Origin of the sequence: Oceanobacillus sojae (assembly GCF_900162665.1) — a bacterium.
In the GTDB taxonomy this organism is placed as follows: domain Bacteria; phylum Bacillota; class Bacilli; order Bacillales; family Amphibacillaceae; genus Oceanobacillus; species Oceanobacillus sojae_A.
The window spans coordinates 289,055-305,873 of record NZ_LT727812.1 but is presented as its reverse complement, the minus strand read 5'-3'; the positions used below and the strand labels follow the sequence as shown (position 1 = coordinate 305,873).

Sequence of the window (16,819 nt, the reverse complement as noted above, 5' to 3'; positions counted from 1 at the left end):
ATGTTTGTCGATCAGGTGAGTGTATATGTAAAGGCCGGTGACGGCGGAAATGGACTGGTTGCGTATCGTCGAGAGAAATATGTTCCTAAAGGTGGACCAGCAGGCGGAGACGGCGGGAACGGAGCAAATATTGTCTTTAAAGTAGATGAAGGTCTAAACACATTGATGGATTTCCGATATAACCGCCATTTTAAAGGGAAACGCGGTGAAAATGGCATGAGCAAAACACAGCATGGGAAAAATGCTGCTGCCTATGTTATTCCTGTACCGCCGGGCACTACGGTAATAGATGAAGATACAGGCGAAGTTATTGCTGATTTAACAAATCATGAGCAAGAGGCTGTTATTGCAAAAGGCGGTCGTGGAGGAAGAGGCAACACCAGATTTGCCAATCCTCGCAATCCAGCTCCAGATATGGCTGAAAACGGGGAGCCTGGTCAGGAGCGTAATATTAAAGTTGAACTGAAGCTGATTGCTGATGTGGGATTAGTCGGTTTTCCAAGCGTCGGTAAATCTACATTGCTGTCTGTAGTCAGTGCTGCCAAGCCAAAGGTTGCTGCTTATCATTTTACAACAATCGCTCCTAATCTCGGTGTTGTTGATACAGGAGATCAGCGCAGCTTTGTAATGGCAGATTTGCCCGGCTTAATTGAAGGTGCTTCTCAAGGTGTCGGATTGGGACATCAATTCCTGCGTCATGTAGAGCGTACAAGGGTTATTGTACATGTGATTGATATGGCAGGAACTGAAGGACGCGATCCTTATGAGGACTATGTGAAGATTAATGAAGAGCTGGCTGCCTATGATAAGAAGCTCTTAACAAGACCGCAAATCATCGCTGCAAATAAAATGGACATGCCGGGCGCTGAAGAAAATTTGGGTGCGTTTCAAGAAAAGCTTGGAGAAGAAATCCCTATATATAGAATTTCAGCCATAACAAAAGACGGTTTGAGAGATTTATTATTTGCCGTGGCAGATAAGCTGGAGGAGATTCCAAAATATGAACAGGAGATAGAACCGGCTGATGAAACAGTTGTCTATCGTTATCAGAAGGAAGAGGATCCTTTCCATATAACAAGAGATCCAGATGGTGCTTTTGTCCTTTATGGCCACCGGATCGAGACATTGTTTAAAATGACCGACTTTCAGCATGATGAAGCTGTTCAGCGTTTCTCCCGCCAATTAAGAGGGATGGGCGTTGACAAAGCGCTGCGTGAACGCGGAGCAAAAGACGGTGATACTGTCCGCCTGTTAGATTATGAATTTGATTTTATTGAGTAGTTTTTGATTTGTTCAGCTCTAAGCGCCAAAACCGGAGAGCTGAAAAGAGAGCCCCTGTGATAAAGCATCCGCAAAAAGGGAAGAAAGGACGGATCCAGTCAAACCGTCCTAAAGTACAGGGGCTCTATTTTTTACATTTTAAACTGGCGCTTTGCACTTTTCTATTTAGGAGGAAATGAAGTTGACGAGTATTGGTTATTTAGGACCCAAGGGAACATTTACAAAAATAGCAGTAGATGCAACTTTCAATGGGGAACATAAAGAAGATTATAAAACGATTCCAGAATGTATCGATGCTGTAGACAACGGAGAAATTGATATTGCAGTGGTCCCCCTGGAAAACGCAATTGAAGGTACAGTTCAGCTGACCGTTGATTATTTAATACATCAAGTAAGAATTCCTGTAGTAGGGGAAATTGTTGTTCCAATTCAAATGCATTTACTTGTTCGCAGTAATATGATCAGCAAAGAGGAAGAAATAGAAGAAGTTCATTCGCATAGTCATGCAATCGCACAATGTCAACAATATCTGCATCATCATTTCAACCACGCCAAAGTAGCTGTTACTACTTCAACTGCAAGAGCAGCAGAAATGGTCAGCAGCTCCGATAAACCGATAGCAGCTATTGGGAATCGCGCTGCTGCTTCAGAATATGGATTGGAAATATTTAAGGAAAATATTCATGATTATCCAAATAATCATACTCGTTTTCTTATCCTTTCCCATCATCCGGAAAAAGTTAACATTAAGCGAGAGGCTAAGGGCGAAAAAACAACGCTATTAATCACTTTACCAAGTGATAAGGCGGGTGCTCTGCATCAGATTCTTTCTGCTTTTGCCTGGCGTAAATTGAACTTATCCAAGATTGAATCCAGACCGACAAAGACTGGACTGGGCAATTATTTCTTTATTATTGATGTGGAACAGGCATACGATGATGTACTGCTTCCCGGCGCTAAGGCTGAGCTAGAAGCGCTTGGATGTCAGGTAACTATTTTGGGGTCATATTCAGTTTACGATATTTTATAAAATAAAGCTTTTTACACTATAAATAAGTATGAAGAATTTATGAAAGAAGTATCCTGATCATGGTTTGTTTTATCGATGTTTAAAATTATTTAAAAATTGCCGGAGTTTAGAAATATTGATTGAACTCCAGTTATATACAAAAAGTTAAAGCAGATAATTTTAACAATCCAAGAAATAAGAAAAAGTGCTGAGACACAATATGTCCAGCACTTTTTTCAGTTTATATTCCTTTTGAATTGTCTTTTCGTTTTTCTCTGTATGTTTCCAATGTCTTTTCATATTCCTCCGGCGACGTTTCCAAATACGTCTGCATCCTTTTCTTATTAGGTGTTATTGTCAGACCTAAGAATTTTCTTTCTTCATTTGCAATTTTGAAGAAGGATATAACCAGTAAAATGACAACTAAACTAAATGGCAGCGCAGCTATAATAGCGGCCGACTGCAGAGCATCAAGACCGGTTTCTCCACCCGCTAATAAAAGAATAAACGCAATGGCTGATAAGGAAACTCCCCAAACGACCTTAATTCTTCCGGCAGGAGTTAAAGAGCCATGTGAAGTTTGCATTCCTAATACAAAGGTTGCTGAATCTGCCGAAGTAATAAAGAATATGGATACGAGCAGAATTGCAACAACAGATAACACAGTACCCATAGGGATTTCATTAAAAATGCCAAATAATTGTGTTTCAGGAGGCATATCAAATATATGAGGAACGCTCTGTCCGACAGAGATACCAGTAACCCCAAACACGCTGAACCACAAAATACTAATAACAGTAGGGACAAGAAGGACTGCTAAAACAAATTCGCGAATAGTCCGACCTTTAGAAACACGGGCAATAAAGATTCCTACGAATGGGCTCCAGCTCATCCACCAGCCCCAGTAATAAATAGTCCATTGGGACAGCCATTCAGCTTTTTGTTGATTTAGCGGTGCAACATCTAAGGCATTATGCAAAAAGTTTTGCAAGTAGCCGCCAGCACTGCTTGTCATCATATTTAAAATTAAAATAGTTGGCCCTACAATTAATATGATAAGAAATAAAATTCCTGCTAATACCATGTTTGTATTACTTAAGTATTGAATACCTTTACTCAATCCGCTCCACGCACTGATTAAGAACAATACGGTGACAACAGCAATAATGATTGCCTGTACGAAAATATTGTTAGGTACTCCCAGTAAATAATTTAGACCGCCATTAATCTGTAAGGCACCTACGCCAAGTGATACAGCGACACCGATAACAGTTGCGAAAACTGCCAGAACATCTACTAAAGTGCCTAACGGACCATCAACCTTGTCATGGAATAATGGGCGTAACGCTTTAGATAAAAGTCCGACCTCACCTTTTCTAAACTGCGAATATGCCAGTGACAGGGCAACGACCCCATATATGGCCCACGCATGAAAACCGTAATGTAAAAAGGTTGATCGCATCGATTCAAGCATAGCTTCGTTTGTTTCCGGATCTGCCGTTGGCGGTGCAAGATAATGTGAAACAGGTTCAGATGCACCATAGAATACTAATCCAATACCCATCCCGGCGCTAAATAGCATTGCCAGCCAAGAGACTGTGTTAAATTCCGGTTTGTCTTTTGGCTTTCCTAATTTTAAAGTTCCGATTGGGCTGAAAATAAGAAATACACAAAAGAATACAAGTATAGTTGTAAGAATCATGTAGTACCAGCCAAAATTTTCAGTAATCCAGGATGATATATTACCGGCAACCTGTCCAAAACCATCTGGAAATACCGCTCCAATAATTACTAAAATGCCAACAAAAATAGAGGCATATAGAAAAACATCGGACATTTTTCTTTTCTTTGAGATTTTACTCATAATTTGCTCCTTCCTGTATTTAAACAATCTATAAATACAAATAAATATTGTATTCTTTAGACTTTCATATCCTAACAAGGAACCATCATAAAATCAACTGCAGTCCGAATGAAAATACAGAGAAATCCCCCGCTGTACTACACTAAGAATAATTTTTTCAATTTTATTAAGCTTCTTGTTGCAAGGTTTGCCCTTATATCTATATACCTCCATAAGAAAAAAGAAAACATTTTATACAGCACTCGTCTGTTTGCAAGACCTGTTTAAGCGGGGAACCTTTGATAAAATAAGATGATATAAGAAAAAGTGCTGACTCATTTTCTTCTCAGCACTTTTAGCATGCAATAGGTGTTCAAAAAATCCAGCACAAAGATTGACGGAGAAACAAGTTAACGGGCTCTCACAGAATATGATGACTTTAGTGCTGTCTCCAAATGGTTTGATGAAGCAAGTAATCGAAGTTTCCGCCTCTGGATGTGGACGTTCTCACGCAGAAGTTTCTTACTCTTGATGGATCATTCTTAAACATCTGTTATATTCCTTTCGCATCGTCTTTTTTCTTTTCCCGGTATGTTTCTAGTTTCTTTTCGTATTCTTCTGATGAATTTTCCAGGTAGGACTGCATTCTTTTTCTGTCAGGTGTGATGGATAAACCTAAAAATTTCCTTTCTTCATTAGCACTTTTAAAGAAGGATATTACAAGTAGTATAACAACGATACTAAATGGTAAGGCAGCTGTTATTGCAGCTGATTGCAGTGCATCGAGACCATTTTCCCCACCTGCTAAAAGGAGGACATATCCAATAGCTGATAAGGAAGCTCCCCAAACAATTTTAATCTTTCTATCTGGAGTTAAGGACCCAAATGACGTTTGCATCCCTAAAACGAAAGTTGCTGAATCTGCAGAGGTTATAAAGAATATGGTTACGAGCACAATTGCAACAATGGATAAAAGGGTGCCTAATGGTATTTCGTTGAAAACTGCAAATAATTGCGTTTCAGGACCCAAATTAAAGATTTGTGGAGTCTTTTGTGCAACCGAAATACTTGTAACACCGAAAACACTAAACCATAAAATACTAATGATGGTGGGGACAAGCATCACAGCCAAAACAAATTCACGAATCGACCGTCCTCTGGAAACACGGGCGATGAAGATACCGACAAATGGGCTCCAGCTCATCCACCAGCCCCAATAGTAAAGCGTCCAGTCAGCCATCCATGCACTCTTTTGTACATTTAGTGGTGCGACATCTAAAGAGTTGAACAGAAGATTTTGCAAATAGGAGCCTGCACCGCTTGTCATCATATTTAAGATTAGAATGGTTGGTCCAACAATTAATATAGTGAGAAATATGATGCCGGCCAACACCATGTTTGCATTACTCAAATATTGAAGTCCTTTATTTATTCCACTCCAAGCACTGATTAAGAAAAGCATCGTCACAATAGCAATAATGATGCCTTGAACGATCGTGTTATTGGGTACACCGAACAGGTAGTTTAAACCGCCATTGATTTGTAAAGCTCCGACACCAAGTGATACAGCGACACCAATCACAGTTGCAAAAACGGCTAATACATCTATGACAGTACCGAATGCACCATCCACACGGTCATGGAATAATGGACGCAGTGCTTTAGATAATAGTCCGACTTCACCTTTTCTAAATTGTGAATATGCGAGAGCGAGTGCAACTACTCCATATATAGCCCAGGCATGAAATCCATAATGTAAAAAAGTGGAGCGGATCGATTCAAGCATTGCAGCATTCGTTTCTGGGTTTTCTGTAGGCGGAGCAATATAATGTGAAATTGGCTCGGATGCACCATAAAACACTAATCCAATTCCCATCCCGGCACTAAATAACATGGCAAGCCAAGAAATTGTATTGAATTCCGGCTTATCTTTTGGCTTCCCTAATTTTAAAGTACCAATTGGACTGAAAATAAGAAATAAACAAAAGAAGACAAGCAGGGTGGTAAGAATCATGTAATACCAGCCGAAATAGTTCGTAATCCAGGATGATAAGTTACCGGAAATTTGCCCGAATTGATTTGGAAATACTGCTCCAAGTATTACTAAGATGCCAACAACAATAGAGGCATAAATAAAAACATTAGATATTTTCCTTTTTTTAGAGTTTTTACTCATAATTTTCACCTTCCAGTATTTAAAATGTACGTATAATGATGATTAATATATATTTTTAGAATTCCGTATCCTGAGCAACCATAAAAAGGATAGCCTCAGCTATAACATTTATGGTCGAAACGAAAATAGATTTCACACTTCAGGCCCTGCCCTAAAATCAAAGTTATGATTGAAGCGTGTCTAAATAAATAACTATCGTAAAAATTTTTATTTAAACAATGCTTTCTCTGCTTAGTATGTACAGATCAGGTTTAAACATTAATGGTCATTAATACTATTTTGGCGGGCAGCTTTTCTGAGAGAGAATATTGAGTGAAAACAATGGATATTTCTTTACCAGTACAAAACTGGACGGAAAGCTTCAAAATAAAAAAGGATGTAATCGTCCTTGTGCAACTTTTTTCTATTATGTGCATATGCTGATATAGAGCATTAGCCCATTTCAATGATGAAAGGGAAAGGAGTTCGTTATTTTTGAAAATACACATTGTACAGCTTGGAGATACGTTATGGAAATTGGCGGAGAAGTATAATGCCTCTTTTGAGGAATTGAAAAAGGTAAATTCACATCTAGCTAACCCGGAAAAGCTTATGCCTGGAATGAAAATAAAAATACCGGGTTCTACAAAACAAGTGCAAAAAGGAACATCCAAAAAGGAACAGATGACACCCGTGTCCAAGAAGGAAAAAACATCTAAAAAAGAGCAAAAGACATCCCCTTCTAAAGAAGAGGTAAAACCTGCCAAAAAAGAACAGACAAAACCGGTTCAGAAAGAAGAAAAGAAAAAAACAGAACATCCATATAAACAAAAGTCACCGACACCAATTGCTGTATTAAAAGAAGATGATCAAAAAGAAAAGAAAAAAGAACAGTTTGAAGCAGTTATGCCCAAAATGCCCCAGATACCTTCTATGCCTATTTTAAAACAGCCGCCGAAACCAAAGCAAAAACCGGTCAAGAAAGCAGAGCCTCCTAAACAGCAGAAGAAAGAAAAAACCGCACCGAGTGTGGAGCAACAGCCTGCCGGCAAAGAAGTGCCGCAACAGCAGCAGGAGGCCTTTGAGTTTGAAGCTTATCAACAACCAGCAGCAATTCCTTGTGAACCAGTGCCTTTTTGTCCGCCAATGATGCCGATATTTTTCATGCCTTGTCCGCCGATGCCCCATTATAATCCGTATGGTGTGCATCCGGGAATGCAGCAAGGATTTCCGATGATGCCTCCTATGCATTCTGGGGGGGACTGTGGCTGCGGGGAAAATCAGAATCAATCAGGGCCGATGCAAGCTGTTTTCAACCCTGCACCAATGGGATTCAATGAAATGCAGTATGAAGATGTAAACCAGCAGTTTCAAGGAATAATGCCTTATCAGCCGCAGCAGGCTGTAAATCAGATGAACCGGCAAGGACCTGCACCTGATATATATACATCAGCAAATCATGTAACAGCTTCCAATCAGCCTGCAGATAATAATCCTGTCTCATCTGACAATCCAAGCCCGATGCCGACGTCTGCGTCATTTATGGATAATACAAGGAAATATCCAGGAGTAACAGAGAATCGGCAATATGCTTATTTTAACCCGGCACCATTATCCAATTCACCAGAAAATTCATTCTATCCAAAGCCGCCATTCTTTCCGGAACAGCCTAAAGATAAGCATGATTCCAGTTCATAACAACTTTAAATTAAATGTCTAAAAAGTCCTTCCTTATCCATACTAAAGTATAAGGGAGGATTTTATTATGCTGAAAATACAATATATGATTTATGCAATATCCATTTTATTAGTACTGACAGGCTGTACAGATACATCTACAGGAAGAAGCGCAAGCAATGAACAGCCAGTCCAGCCAATTCACTATGAAGAAAATAAAGAACAAATGCCTTCAGAAAACAATGCTGAAAGACAAAACGGACCGCCGTCATTAGACTCCTATGATAGAGATGAATCGGCAGCCTTTCAAGAAATGCTTCGGGAGAATATAGAGGTGGAAGATGTACAGGTTGTTACAACAGCAGATCGTGTTGTTGTGGCAGTCCAAATGAAAAAAGGAACAGATCATCGTGATTTCGAGGAAGTAAGTGACGATATAGAGCATATTTTGAATACAGATAAAAAGCTGTTTATTTATAACAATGTAGCGAAATGGGAGCGGGTAAAAGATTTTAATGCACGTAATGAAGCGAATCAGATGGGGGAAGATGTGGAACATCTGTTTCAAAATCTTTTTGAATAGTTGTGGGTAAAAGACGGTTTTCCTTTTCTGATGGGACTTTTTTTGATATAGTAAAAAAAGAGTTTCGAGAGAGGAGTATGTCTAATGGCTGGACATTCCAAATGGAAAAATATACAAAAGAGAAAAAACGCACAAGATGCAAAAAAAGGTAAAATTTTTATGAGGCATGCAAAGGATATCTATCTTGCTGCGAAAAGCGGCGGAGGAGATATGGATACCAATGCTGCTTTAAGAACAGCTGTTGATAAAGCAAAGGCTGATAATATGCCGAATGATAATATAGAGAGAAACATAAAAAAAGCAACTGGTACGCTGGATGGCGCCACTTACGAGGAAATTACGTATGAAGGATACGGTCCCGGCGGAGTTGCTGTCATTGTAAATGTATTAACGGATAATAAAAATCGTACCGCTGCTGAAATTAGACATGCTTTTAAAAAGAATGGCGGAAATTTAGGTGAAAATGGCAGTGTATCCTTTATGTTTGACCGGAAAGGTTATATTGTCGTTGAAAATGAAGATGGTTCTATTGATGAAGATACGATTACTTTAGATGCATTGGAAGCAGGAGCAGAGGATGTCAGTGTAGAGGATGGAGCATACGAAATCTTCACTAGCCCTGAGGACTATCAGAATGTGGTCTCTTATTTAGAAGAGCAGTCCTACCAACTCGCTGATGCCGAAGTCACTTTAATTCCACAAAATTTTAATTCTCTATCTCCGGAGGATGAAGAGAAAATGATGAAGCTGGTGGATGCGCTGGAAGAAAGCGAAGACGTGCAGGATGTTCATCATAATCTGGAGTCGAATGAATAAACTTCTATTTATAATATAGAAGTTTATTCATTGGTTTTTCTAACGAACTCAACTTTCGCACCTAAGAATAAACATACTAACCTTGCTGTACCAAGATGTACATGGTATTCATTATCCTGCATGTTGTTGAGACATCGTTCTATTGAAATGGAGATTGTGTATAGCTTCCGCTCCGGCCAACCACTCCGCTTTCCGACGTACAGGACGTACTAGTGCAGACGTTGCAACAGGACGTTGCGACCTTAGTCTGCCATGGGGACGGCTTCAGCTAACTTGAAAAGAAACCCGCTTTTCAAGTGGATCTTTAGCTCGCCCTGTTCCCATAGGAGTCTAAGTGGTTGGCCTGTGCTCTAATAGGATTCTACAGCGCATGGAAGAAGTAATATCCTGATGAAGTTAGATGAAATCATCGTTTTTAGCCTAAATAAACATGCTGGTGTTTCAAACGATTTTTAGCAGTTCAAATCATGACAGCATAAATAATTAGAATAGTTTTCGTGTACCAAAAAAAGGATTACTAAGCATGTTTAGCATGATGCTACACGAAAAATTTGTTCTGTCAGTTCTACCTTTTATTTGTTCAGTTATTTCAGTATAGAAGATCTTACTAGCGGAGGCGGACCGTTTTGACTCCTGAGGGATTAAGCACCATCTGAAGATCCACTTTTGCCAAGTGCTCTTCTTGGCAAAAGTTAGCTGAAGAGCGTGCCCCTAGGAAAGCAAAACGGTCCGCCGCAGCGGTGGCCTCACACATTACTTCTTTCTCGATAGAGTTTATGCTTTGTCAAGAGTTAGATGGAAGAAATGATCACCCCCCTATTCTTATGGATAGGAAGTTACTTTTTTTAAGTGCGAAAGTTGAGTAAAGAATAAAAGGAGATTAACATGATTGCATATATAAAGGGGAAGCTTACTTCAATAAAAGAAAATGCTGTCATTGTGGATGTGCATGGGATTGGGTATGAGATTATTTGTCCCAATCCTTATGTGTTTGAACCGGAAATGAATCAGCAAGTCCAAATACATACGCATCATCATGTCAGAGAGGATGCGCAAATCTTATTCGGTTTTCGGAATACGGATGAGAAATACTTATTTACCAAGCTTATCTCTGTATCAGGGATTGGTCCTAAAGGAGCTTTGGCAATTTTGGCCGGTGTAAATATCCATGGGTTTATTGCGGCAGTCGAAAATGAAGATGAGAAGTTTTTAACAACCTTTCCTGGTGTAGGAAAGAAAACGGCCCGTCAAATTATTTTAGATTTAAAAGGAAAACTGGTAAACGACTTTGCGATAGAAAGTACAGCTGAGGAATCAGAAAAAGGAAACAGTACACAAGATCGTCAAATCGTATCTGAAGCACTGGACGCTTTAAAATCATTAGGTTTTACACCAAATGAACTGAAAAAAATTACACCGCAGCTGAAGTCGGACAGTACATTGAAAAATACGGACGAAGTCATCCGCAAAGCATTTAGTCTATTAGCAAAATAGAAAGGAGTGTTATTATTGGATGAACGTATGATAGATGGAAACTTACATGAAGAAGATGTATCCATTGAGCAAAGCCTGAGACCATTGCAATTAGACGATTATATTGGTCAGTCTAAGGTAAAGGAAAATTTAAGTATTTTTATTCAGGCTGCAAAAATGCGTGAAGAGCCGCTTGACCATGTATTATTATATGGACCGCCGGGACTCGGAAAAACAACGTTAGCCTCTATTATCGCTAATGAGATGGGTGTGCAATTCAGGTCTACCTCCGGCCCTGCCATTGAGAGAGCGGGAGATTTAGCAGCAATTCTTTCTTCTTTAGAGCCGGGAGATGTATTATTTATTGATGAAGTACACCGCCTTCCAAGATCAGTTGAAGAAGTGCTGTATCCAGCAATGGAAGACTTTTTTATCGATATTGTCATTGGCAGCGGTCCAAGTGCGCGCAGCGTCCGGATTGATTTGCCGCCTTTTACATTAGTAGGAGCAACAACACGTTCAGGACTGTTAAGCGCGCCTTTGCGTGACAGGTTTGGTGTCCTTAGCCGGCTGGAATACTATGAAGTGGCCGACCTGCGCCGGATTGTAATGCGCACAGCTGATATATTTCATATGACCATTTCAGAGGATGCGGCAGTAGAAATTGCCCGCAGGTCCAGAGGGACGCCCCGTATTGCAAACCGTTTACTGAAAAGAGTACGTGATATCTCACAGGTGAAGGGTGAAACAGAGATCAGCTTTGAAACAACCAGACAGGCATTAAAAATGCTGCAGGTCGATGACGCAGGGCTGGATCATATTGATCATAAGCTGTTAAAAGCAATTATTGAAGGCTTTAACGGCGGGCCTGTTGGACTAGATACGATTGCAGCGACAATTGGCGAGGAATCGCAAACCATCGAGGAAGTATATGAACCTTTTCTGCTTCAATTAGGTTTTATTCAGAGGACTCCAAGAGGAAGACGGGTTACACCTAAAGCTTATGATCATCTTGGCATACCGATGGTAAATGAGGAAGAATAATGGGAAAATTATTTATTATTGCAGGGATTGTTCTGATTGTAATTGGTTTACTTTGGTCGTTCATTGGAAGACTGCCAGGTGATTTTACATTTCAAAAAGGAAATATGACCTTTCATTTCCCATTAATGACTTCTATTCTGGTTAGTGTTGTACTGTCTTTGATCTTATTTATTATAAGCAGATTCAGATAAGTTTTGACAGGAACCTTAAGAAGAAAGTAAGGAGATAGACATGAATATAGAAGATTTTGACTTTGAGCTGCCTGAAGAATTGATTGCGCAGACACCTTTAAAGGACCGGACAGCATCCAGACTTTGTGTTCTGGATAAACAGACAGGACAAATAGAGCACCGGCATTTTTCAGATATCATAAATTACCTGCATGCAGGTGACTGTCTGGTTTTAAATGATACAAAGGTATTGCCGGCGCGTTTGTATGGAGTAAAAGAGGATACAGGTGCAAAAATAGAAGTTCTTTTACTGCACCAGGAAGAGGACGACAATTGGGAAGTGTTAGTAAAACCTGCTAAGAAAGTAAAAGAAGGAACTGTCATTGATTTTGGAGACGGGCTATTAAAAGCTGTCTGTACAGAAATTAAAGAGCATGGCGGCCGTACAGTGACATTTACTTATGACGGTATTTTTTATGAAATATTAGATGAGCTGGGTGAAATGCCGCTGCCGCCGTATATTAAAGAGCAGCTGTCAGAAAAAGACCGTTACCAGACCGTTTACGCAAAAGAAAAGGGATCTGCTGCTGCTCCGACTGCCGGGCTGCACTTTACCGAGGAATTATTACAGCAGATAAAGGATAAAGGTGTCGAGGTTATTTTTATCACGCTCCATGTCGGTCTGGGTACATTCCGGCCGGTCAGTGTGGATTCTATTGAAGAGCACACGATGCACAGTGAATTCTATCGTATGTCGGAGGGAGCCAGTGAAGCGTTAAATAATGCTAAAGCAGAGGGAAGAAGAATTATTTCGGTTGGAACCACTTCAACCCGTACACTGGAAACAATTGCCCGTGATAATAATGGAATCTTTGTGGAAACAAGCGGCTGGACCGATATCTTTATTTATCCACCATATCAATATCAGGCAATTGATGGGCTGATTACAAATTTTCATCTCCCTAAATCGACGCTTATTATGCTGGTTAGTGCGCTGGCAGGAAAAAATGAGGTACTCCATGCATACCGGGAAGCTGTTAAGGAGCGTTACCGCTTTTTCAGCTTTGGGGATGCTATGCTAATTATCTAGCTTTATCGGGTATAATTGCGTTATGATATGTTTAGACTGAAAAAAAGGAAGAGAAATCATGATACCTATAACGTATGAATTAATAAAAACAGATAAACAGACAGGGGCGAGACTCGGACGCGTGCATACGCCGCATGGGTCTTTTGATACACCGACCTTTATGCCTGTCGGAACACTGGCAACTGTAAAAACGATGAGTCCTGAGGAATTAAGCTCCATGCAGGCAAATATAATTCTTTCTAACACGTATCATTTATGGCTGCGTCCGGGAGAAGATATTATTGAAGAAGCTGGCGGCTTGCACAAATTTATGAATTGGGATAAAGCAATTTTGACTGATTCAGGCGGATTCCAGGTCTTCAGCTTAAGTGATATGCGCCAAATAGAAGAAAAAGGCGTTCATTTCCGTAATCATTTAAACGGAGAGAAGCTGTTTTTATCTCCGGAGAAAGCAATGCATATTCAAAATGCATTAGGGTCAGATATTATGATGGCATTTGATGAATGTCCCCCTTATCCGGCTACCTATGATTATATGAAATCATCTGTGGAACGGACTTCCAGATGGGCTGAACGCTGTCTCGAGGCTCATAAACGGCCGGAGACTCAAGGGCTCTTTGGTATTGTTCAGGGCGGAGAGTATGAGGAATTAAGAAGGCAGAGTGCGAGTGATTTAGTTTCACTTGATTTTCCAGGGTATGCTATTGGTGGATTATCTGTTGGAGAGCCAAAGGATGTTATGAACCAGGTTCTCGAGTTCACAACACCATTATTACCGGCAAATAAGCCGAGATATTTAATGGGAGTGGGATCGCCGGATGCGTTAATTGATGGAGCTATCCGCGGTGTAGATATGTTTGACTGTGTATTGCCGACCCGGATTGCCAGAAACGGAACTTGTATGACATCCAATGGCAGATTAGTCGTTAGAAATGCAAAATACGCACGCGATTTTTCACCAATTGATGAAAATTGTGATTGTCATGTATGCAAAAATTATACGAGAGCCTACATTCGTCACTTGATAAAATGCAATGAAACATTCGGATTCCGACTTACGACTTATCATAACCTGCATTTTCTGTTAAAATTAATGGAGCAAGTTCGAACTGCTATAAAAGAAGATCGACTTGGTGATTTCAAAGAGTCATTCTTTGAACAATATGGATTGAATCAAGAAAATCCAAAGAACTTTTAGGAAGGAGATGTAACATATGGGAGCTGAAATGATTACACCAATTTTATGGATTGTACTTATGTTTGCTATTTTTTACTTCTTACTTATTCGTCCGCAGCAAAAGCGTCAGAAGCAAGTAAGAACAATGCAGGATAGTCTTCAAAAAGGCAACTCTATCGTAACAATTGGCGGATTGCATGCAAAAATCCATGCGATTGATGAAGGCACAATCGTTCTGATTACGGAAGAAGGAACAAAATTAACTTATGACCGTTCTGCAATCAGAGAAATAAAACAGGAAGCATAATTCATGAAAAAAAAGCTAATGGACAACCATTAGCTTTTTTTATAGATTCATCATATGCTATACCAATCAATTTTCTTCTGCGGGACTTGAAAAATTAACCCCGATAATCCCGCCTAATATTGCTGCAGCCAAATAGAATCCATGATACATTGCTTGTGTTAACGAGAAGCCCTGCTGATAACCGAGAAACTGAACTAAAAAAACAAATCCTGTAAATCCCAATCCTATCAGTACACCCAAAAGCCATCCTTTTGCTTTTCCTTTTAAACCAGTGATCAGTCCGCAGACGAATAAAATAAGGAGTCCAATAATAAAAGTAATCCAGGATAAGGTTGCTTCATTCATGTCCAGAAATTTTAAAAGGAAGCCTAACGTAAAGCTTGAAAGAAAAAGTAAACCGAATAATATAATCCAACCGTAGAATAAAGATGTCCATTGAATTTTTTCCATTCATTTCATCTCCTCTAAGTTTGTCCCTTATTCTAATTTTATGCTTGTATTTTTTATTTAGAAGAAATATTTAAAAAATAGGCGCCCATCTGTTGGATAAAATTATTTCTTTTTCGGGAAAAATGGGAGCTGTCTTAACTCTTCTCTACGAATAAACCCTAATAGAAGCAGTAATATAAAATAAATTATCACGATTACCATCAGCAGAAGAGTGAGTGAAACCAAATTTGTATCACCAGTGTAAAATTGGTTTTTAATATAATATGTCAGAAGAAAAGTTACTCCACATAGCATAATCATGCGGATAATATCTTTCCACGCAGGGAAATAATTAATTTCTCTTTTTAATACACCAATATGAAGGAAGGTGACAAGAACAACATTCACGCAGATAGCAATCGCTGCTCCTTTAATACCTAAAGTGGAACTTGTTGCCAATAAGATCATGACACCAAATTTCAGGATAACTCCTATCAACGAATTCCACATAGCCGGCCGCGCTAAATCAAGAGCTTGTAAAGCTGCCTGCAGCGGAGCCTGTATGTATAAAAACAGGAAAAAAGGTGCCATGATAATCAGTAATGACGCTGCTGAATCAGAACGATACATAAGGTTGAGTAAATCAGAAGCAAATAAAGTCATGACAATAGTAGCTAAAGCCCCTGATGCAAAAGAAATCCGGATAGATTGATGGATGCGATTATGAATCAACTTTGTTTGATTTTTAGCTCCAGCCTCAGAAATAGAGGGTACGAGGGCAATAGAGAGAGAGCTTGTAATAAATGTCGGCAAAAATAATAAAGGCATCGTGTAGCCCATTAATTCACCATATTGCTTTGTTGCAGCTGCAGCAGTGACACCTGCCAGGGCGAGAGACTGAACTATAATGATCGGATCGAGAAAATTTGAAATAGAACCAATCATTCTGTTTCCCAGGGTGGGTAGAGAAATAGATAATAGTTCTTTTGCTGTTGATTTTCCAGACAGAACAGTTTCTGTAAAATGTTTTCGTATTTTCAGTTTTCTTTTTTGACGAAATTTCCGGATCATGTATAAGAGTGAAGCAAATTCACCAATAATAATACTAAACATAGCACCGGCTGCGGCATATTCAATGCCATAAGGCAAAAGAATATAAATAAATATACCGACAAATGTGATCCGGACAATTTGTTCGAGTACTTGAGCAATGCTTTGAGGTTTCATATTCTGTTTCCCCTGGAAATAGCCTCTTAAGACTGCTGATACAGCAGCAATCGGAATAATTGGACTGATGACAATCAGAGGGAGTAATACACGGCTGTCTGTAAATAAGGTGACAGATAGAATTGGCGCAGCCAGAATCAAAAGCACTGTAAACAGGACACTTGCACTTAAGGTAATAGCCAGAGAGACGGCAACAATCTGTTTTATTTTTTTAGAATCATTTTGTGCATCTGCTTCTGCTACACGTTTAGAAATAGCAACCGGGAGACCGAATTGTGTCAGGGTCATAACTAAAAATAGAGTTGGCAGAGCCATCATGTAAAGACCGACACCTTCTTCTCCCATAAAACGCGCTACGACCATCCGGTTGATAAAACCCATAAACCGGGTAAGCATGCCTGCAATAATTAGAATCAATGCTCCTTGGATAAAGGTTTGTTTCGTCATTCGTGTTGCCCCGCCTTCTCAAAAAAATAAATTTGATATACAATGATATATATGCTGGGTAATGGACAAACCATGACAGTTGAATTGGCTC

15 protein-coding genes are annotated in these 16,819 nt (G+C 39.6%); 11 read left to right on the top strand and 4 right to left on the bottom strand.

The window, feature by feature from the left end:
* Together obgE and pheA are read left to right on the top strand one after the other, a co-directional pair.
* On the top strand, positions 1-1,281 hold the full coding sequence (gene obgE, locus BN1068_RS12375) for a GTPase ObgE (protein ID WP_077603164.1): 1,281 nt from the start codon (positions 1-3) through the stop codon (positions 1,279-1,281).
* Between the two features lie 175 nt (positions 1,282-1,456).
* Positions 1,457-2,311: a prephenate dehydratase gene (pheA, locus tag BN1068_RS12370; protein WP_077603163.1), complete on the top strand. Its 855-nt coding sequence runs from the start codon at positions 1,457-1,459 to the stop codon at positions 2,309-2,311.
* A 220-nt stretch (positions 2,312-2,531) separates the two neighbouring features.
* Here the strand turns inward: pheA and BN1068_RS12365 are convergent, their stop codons facing one another.
* A complete protein-coding gene (locus BN1068_RS12365; protein ID WP_077603162.1) occupies positions 2,532-4,154 on the bottom strand; it encodes a BCCT family transporter in 1,623 nt (540 codons plus the stop codon).
* A gap of 532 nt (positions 4,155-4,686) precedes the next feature.
* On the bottom strand, positions 4,687-6,309 hold the full coding sequence (locus BN1068_RS12360; RefSeq protein WP_077603161.1) for a BCCT family transporter: 1,623 nt from the start codon (positions 6,307-6,309) through the stop codon (positions 4,687-4,689).
* A gap of 474 nt (positions 6,310-6,783) precedes the next feature.
* Here BN1068_RS12360 and safA point away from each other — a divergent pair, with 474 nt between their 5' ends.
* The 9 genes from safA to yajC all read left to right on the top strand — a co-directional run bounded on the left by safA (position 6,784) and on the right by yajC (position 14,625).
* The gene (gene safA, locus BN1068_RS12355) at positions 6,784-7,986 is read left to right on the top strand and encodes a SafA/ExsA family spore coat assembly protein (RefSeq protein ID WP_077603160.1); all 1,203 of its coding nucleotides are present in this window, start codon (positions 6,784-6,786) and stop codon (positions 7,984-7,986) included.
* A 67-nt stretch (positions 7,987-8,053) separates the two neighbouring features.
* Entirely contained in the window at positions 8,054-8,548 is a 495-nt protein-coding gene (locus BN1068_RS12350; protein WP_077603159.1) for a YhcN/YlaJ family sporulation lipoprotein, read from the top strand.
* An 84-nt stretch (positions 8,549-8,632) separates the two neighbouring features.
* Positions 8,633-9,364: a YebC/PmpR family DNA-binding transcriptional regulator gene (locus BN1068_RS12345; RefSeq protein ID WP_077603158.1), complete on the top strand. Its 732-nt coding sequence runs from the start codon at positions 8,633-8,635 to the stop codon at positions 9,362-9,364.
* Positions 9,365-10,249: 885 nt separating this feature from the next.
* Positions 10,250-10,858: a Holliday junction branch migration protein RuvA gene (gene ruvA, locus BN1068_RS12340; protein WP_077603157.1), complete on the top strand. Its 609-nt coding sequence runs from the start codon at positions 10,250-10,252 to the stop codon at positions 10,856-10,858.
* Positions 10,859-10,873: 15 nt separating this feature from the next.
* Positions 10,874-11,881 carry a Holliday junction branch migration DNA helicase RuvB gene (ruvB, locus tag BN1068_RS12335; protein ID WP_077603156.1) on the top strand — a complete coding sequence of 336 codons (1,008 nt, stop codon included), beginning with the start codon at positions 10,874-10,876 and terminating at the stop codon, positions 11,879-11,881.
* Complete coding sequence (locus BN1068_RS12330) at positions 11,881-12,072, top strand: DUF2905 domain-containing protein (RefSeq protein ID WP_077603155.1); 192 nt, start codon at positions 11,881-11,883, stop codon at positions 12,070-12,072. The genes ruvB and BN1068_RS12330 overlap by 1 nt, the downstream gene beginning before the upstream one ends.
* A 40-nt stretch (positions 12,073-12,112) precedes the next feature.
* Positions 12,113-13,141 (top strand): tRNA preQ1(34) S-adenosylmethionine ribosyltransferase-isomerase QueA, encoded by a 1,029-nt coding sequence (gene queA / locus BN1068_RS12325; RefSeq protein WP_077603154.1) that lies wholly within the window; start codon positions 12,113-12,115, stop codon positions 13,139-13,141.
* A gap of 58 nt (positions 13,142-13,199) precedes the next feature.
* Positions 13,200-14,339: a tRNA guanosine(34) transglycosylase Tgt gene (tgt, locus tag BN1068_RS12320; protein WP_077603153.1), complete on the top strand. Its 1,140-nt coding sequence runs from the start codon at positions 13,200-13,202 to the stop codon at positions 14,337-14,339.
* 16 nt (positions 14,340-14,355) lie between these two features.
* Positions 14,356-14,625 (top strand): preprotein translocase subunit YajC, encoded by a 270-nt coding sequence (gene yajC / locus BN1068_RS12315; RefSeq protein WP_077603152.1) that lies wholly within the window; start codon positions 14,356-14,358, stop codon positions 14,623-14,625.
* A gap of 66 nt (positions 14,626-14,691) precedes the next feature.
* Here the strand turns inward: yajC and BN1068_RS12310 are convergent, their stop codons facing one another.
* Together BN1068_RS12310 and spoVB are read right to left on the bottom strand one after the other, a co-directional pair.
* Positions 14,692-15,075 (bottom strand): TIGR04086 family membrane protein, encoded by a 384-nt coding sequence (locus BN1068_RS12310; RefSeq protein ID WP_077603151.1) that lies wholly within the window; start codon positions 15,073-15,075, stop codon positions 14,692-14,694.
* Between the two features lie 102 nt (positions 15,076-15,177).
* Complete coding sequence (gene spoVB, locus BN1068_RS12305; protein ID WP_077603150.1) at positions 15,178-16,728, bottom strand: stage V sporulation protein B; 1,551 nt, start codon at positions 16,726-16,728, stop codon at positions 15,178-15,180.
* Positions 16,729-16,819: the final 91 nt, after the last annotated feature.

Coding starts and splice junctions, on each gene's coding strand:
- ruvA (WP_077603157.1), top strand. CDS start 10,250: ATGATTGCATATATAAAGGGGAAGCTTACTTCAATAAAAGAAAATGCT.
- spoVB (WP_077603150.1), bottom strand. CDS start 16,728: ATGACGAAACAAACCTTTATCCAAGGAGCATTGATTCTAATTATTGCA.
- BN1068_RS12345 (WP_077603158.1), top strand. CDS start 8,633: ATGGCTGGACATTCCAAATGGAAAAATATACAAAAGAGAAAAAACGCA.
- obgE (WP_077603164.1), top strand. CDS start 1: ATGTTTGTCGATCAGGTGAGTGTATATGTAAAGGCCGGTGACGGCGGA.
- BN1068_RS12350 (WP_077603159.1), top strand. CDS start 8,054: ATGCTGAAAATACAATATATGATTTATGCAATATCCATTTTATTAGTA.
- BN1068_RS12330 (WP_077603155.1), top strand. CDS start 11,881: ATGGGAAAATTATTTATTATTGCAGGGATTGTTCTGATTGTAATTGGT.
- tgt (WP_077603153.1), top strand. CDS start 13,200: ATGATACCTATAACGTATGAATTAATAAAAACAGATAAACAGACAGGG.
- pheA (WP_077603163.1), top strand. CDS start 1,457: ATGAAGTTGACGAGTATTGGTTATTTAGGACCCAAGGGAACATTTACA.
- queA (WP_077603154.1), top strand. CDS start 12,113: ATGAATATAGAAGATTTTGACTTTGAGCTGCCTGAAGAATTGATTGCG.
- BN1068_RS12365 (WP_077603162.1), bottom strand. CDS start 4,154: ATGAGTAAAATCTCAAAGAAAAGAAAAATGTCCGATGTTTTTCTATAT.
- BN1068_RS12310 (WP_077603151.1), bottom strand. CDS start 15,075: ATGGAAAAAATTCAATGGACATCTTTATTCTACGGTTGGATTATATTA.
- BN1068_RS12360 (WP_077603161.1), bottom strand. CDS start 6,309: ATGAGTAAAAACTCTAAAAAAAGGAAAATATCTAATGTTTTTATTTAT.
- yajC (WP_077603152.1), top strand. CDS start 14,356: ATGGGAGCTGAAATGATTACACCAATTTTATGGATTGTACTTATGTTT.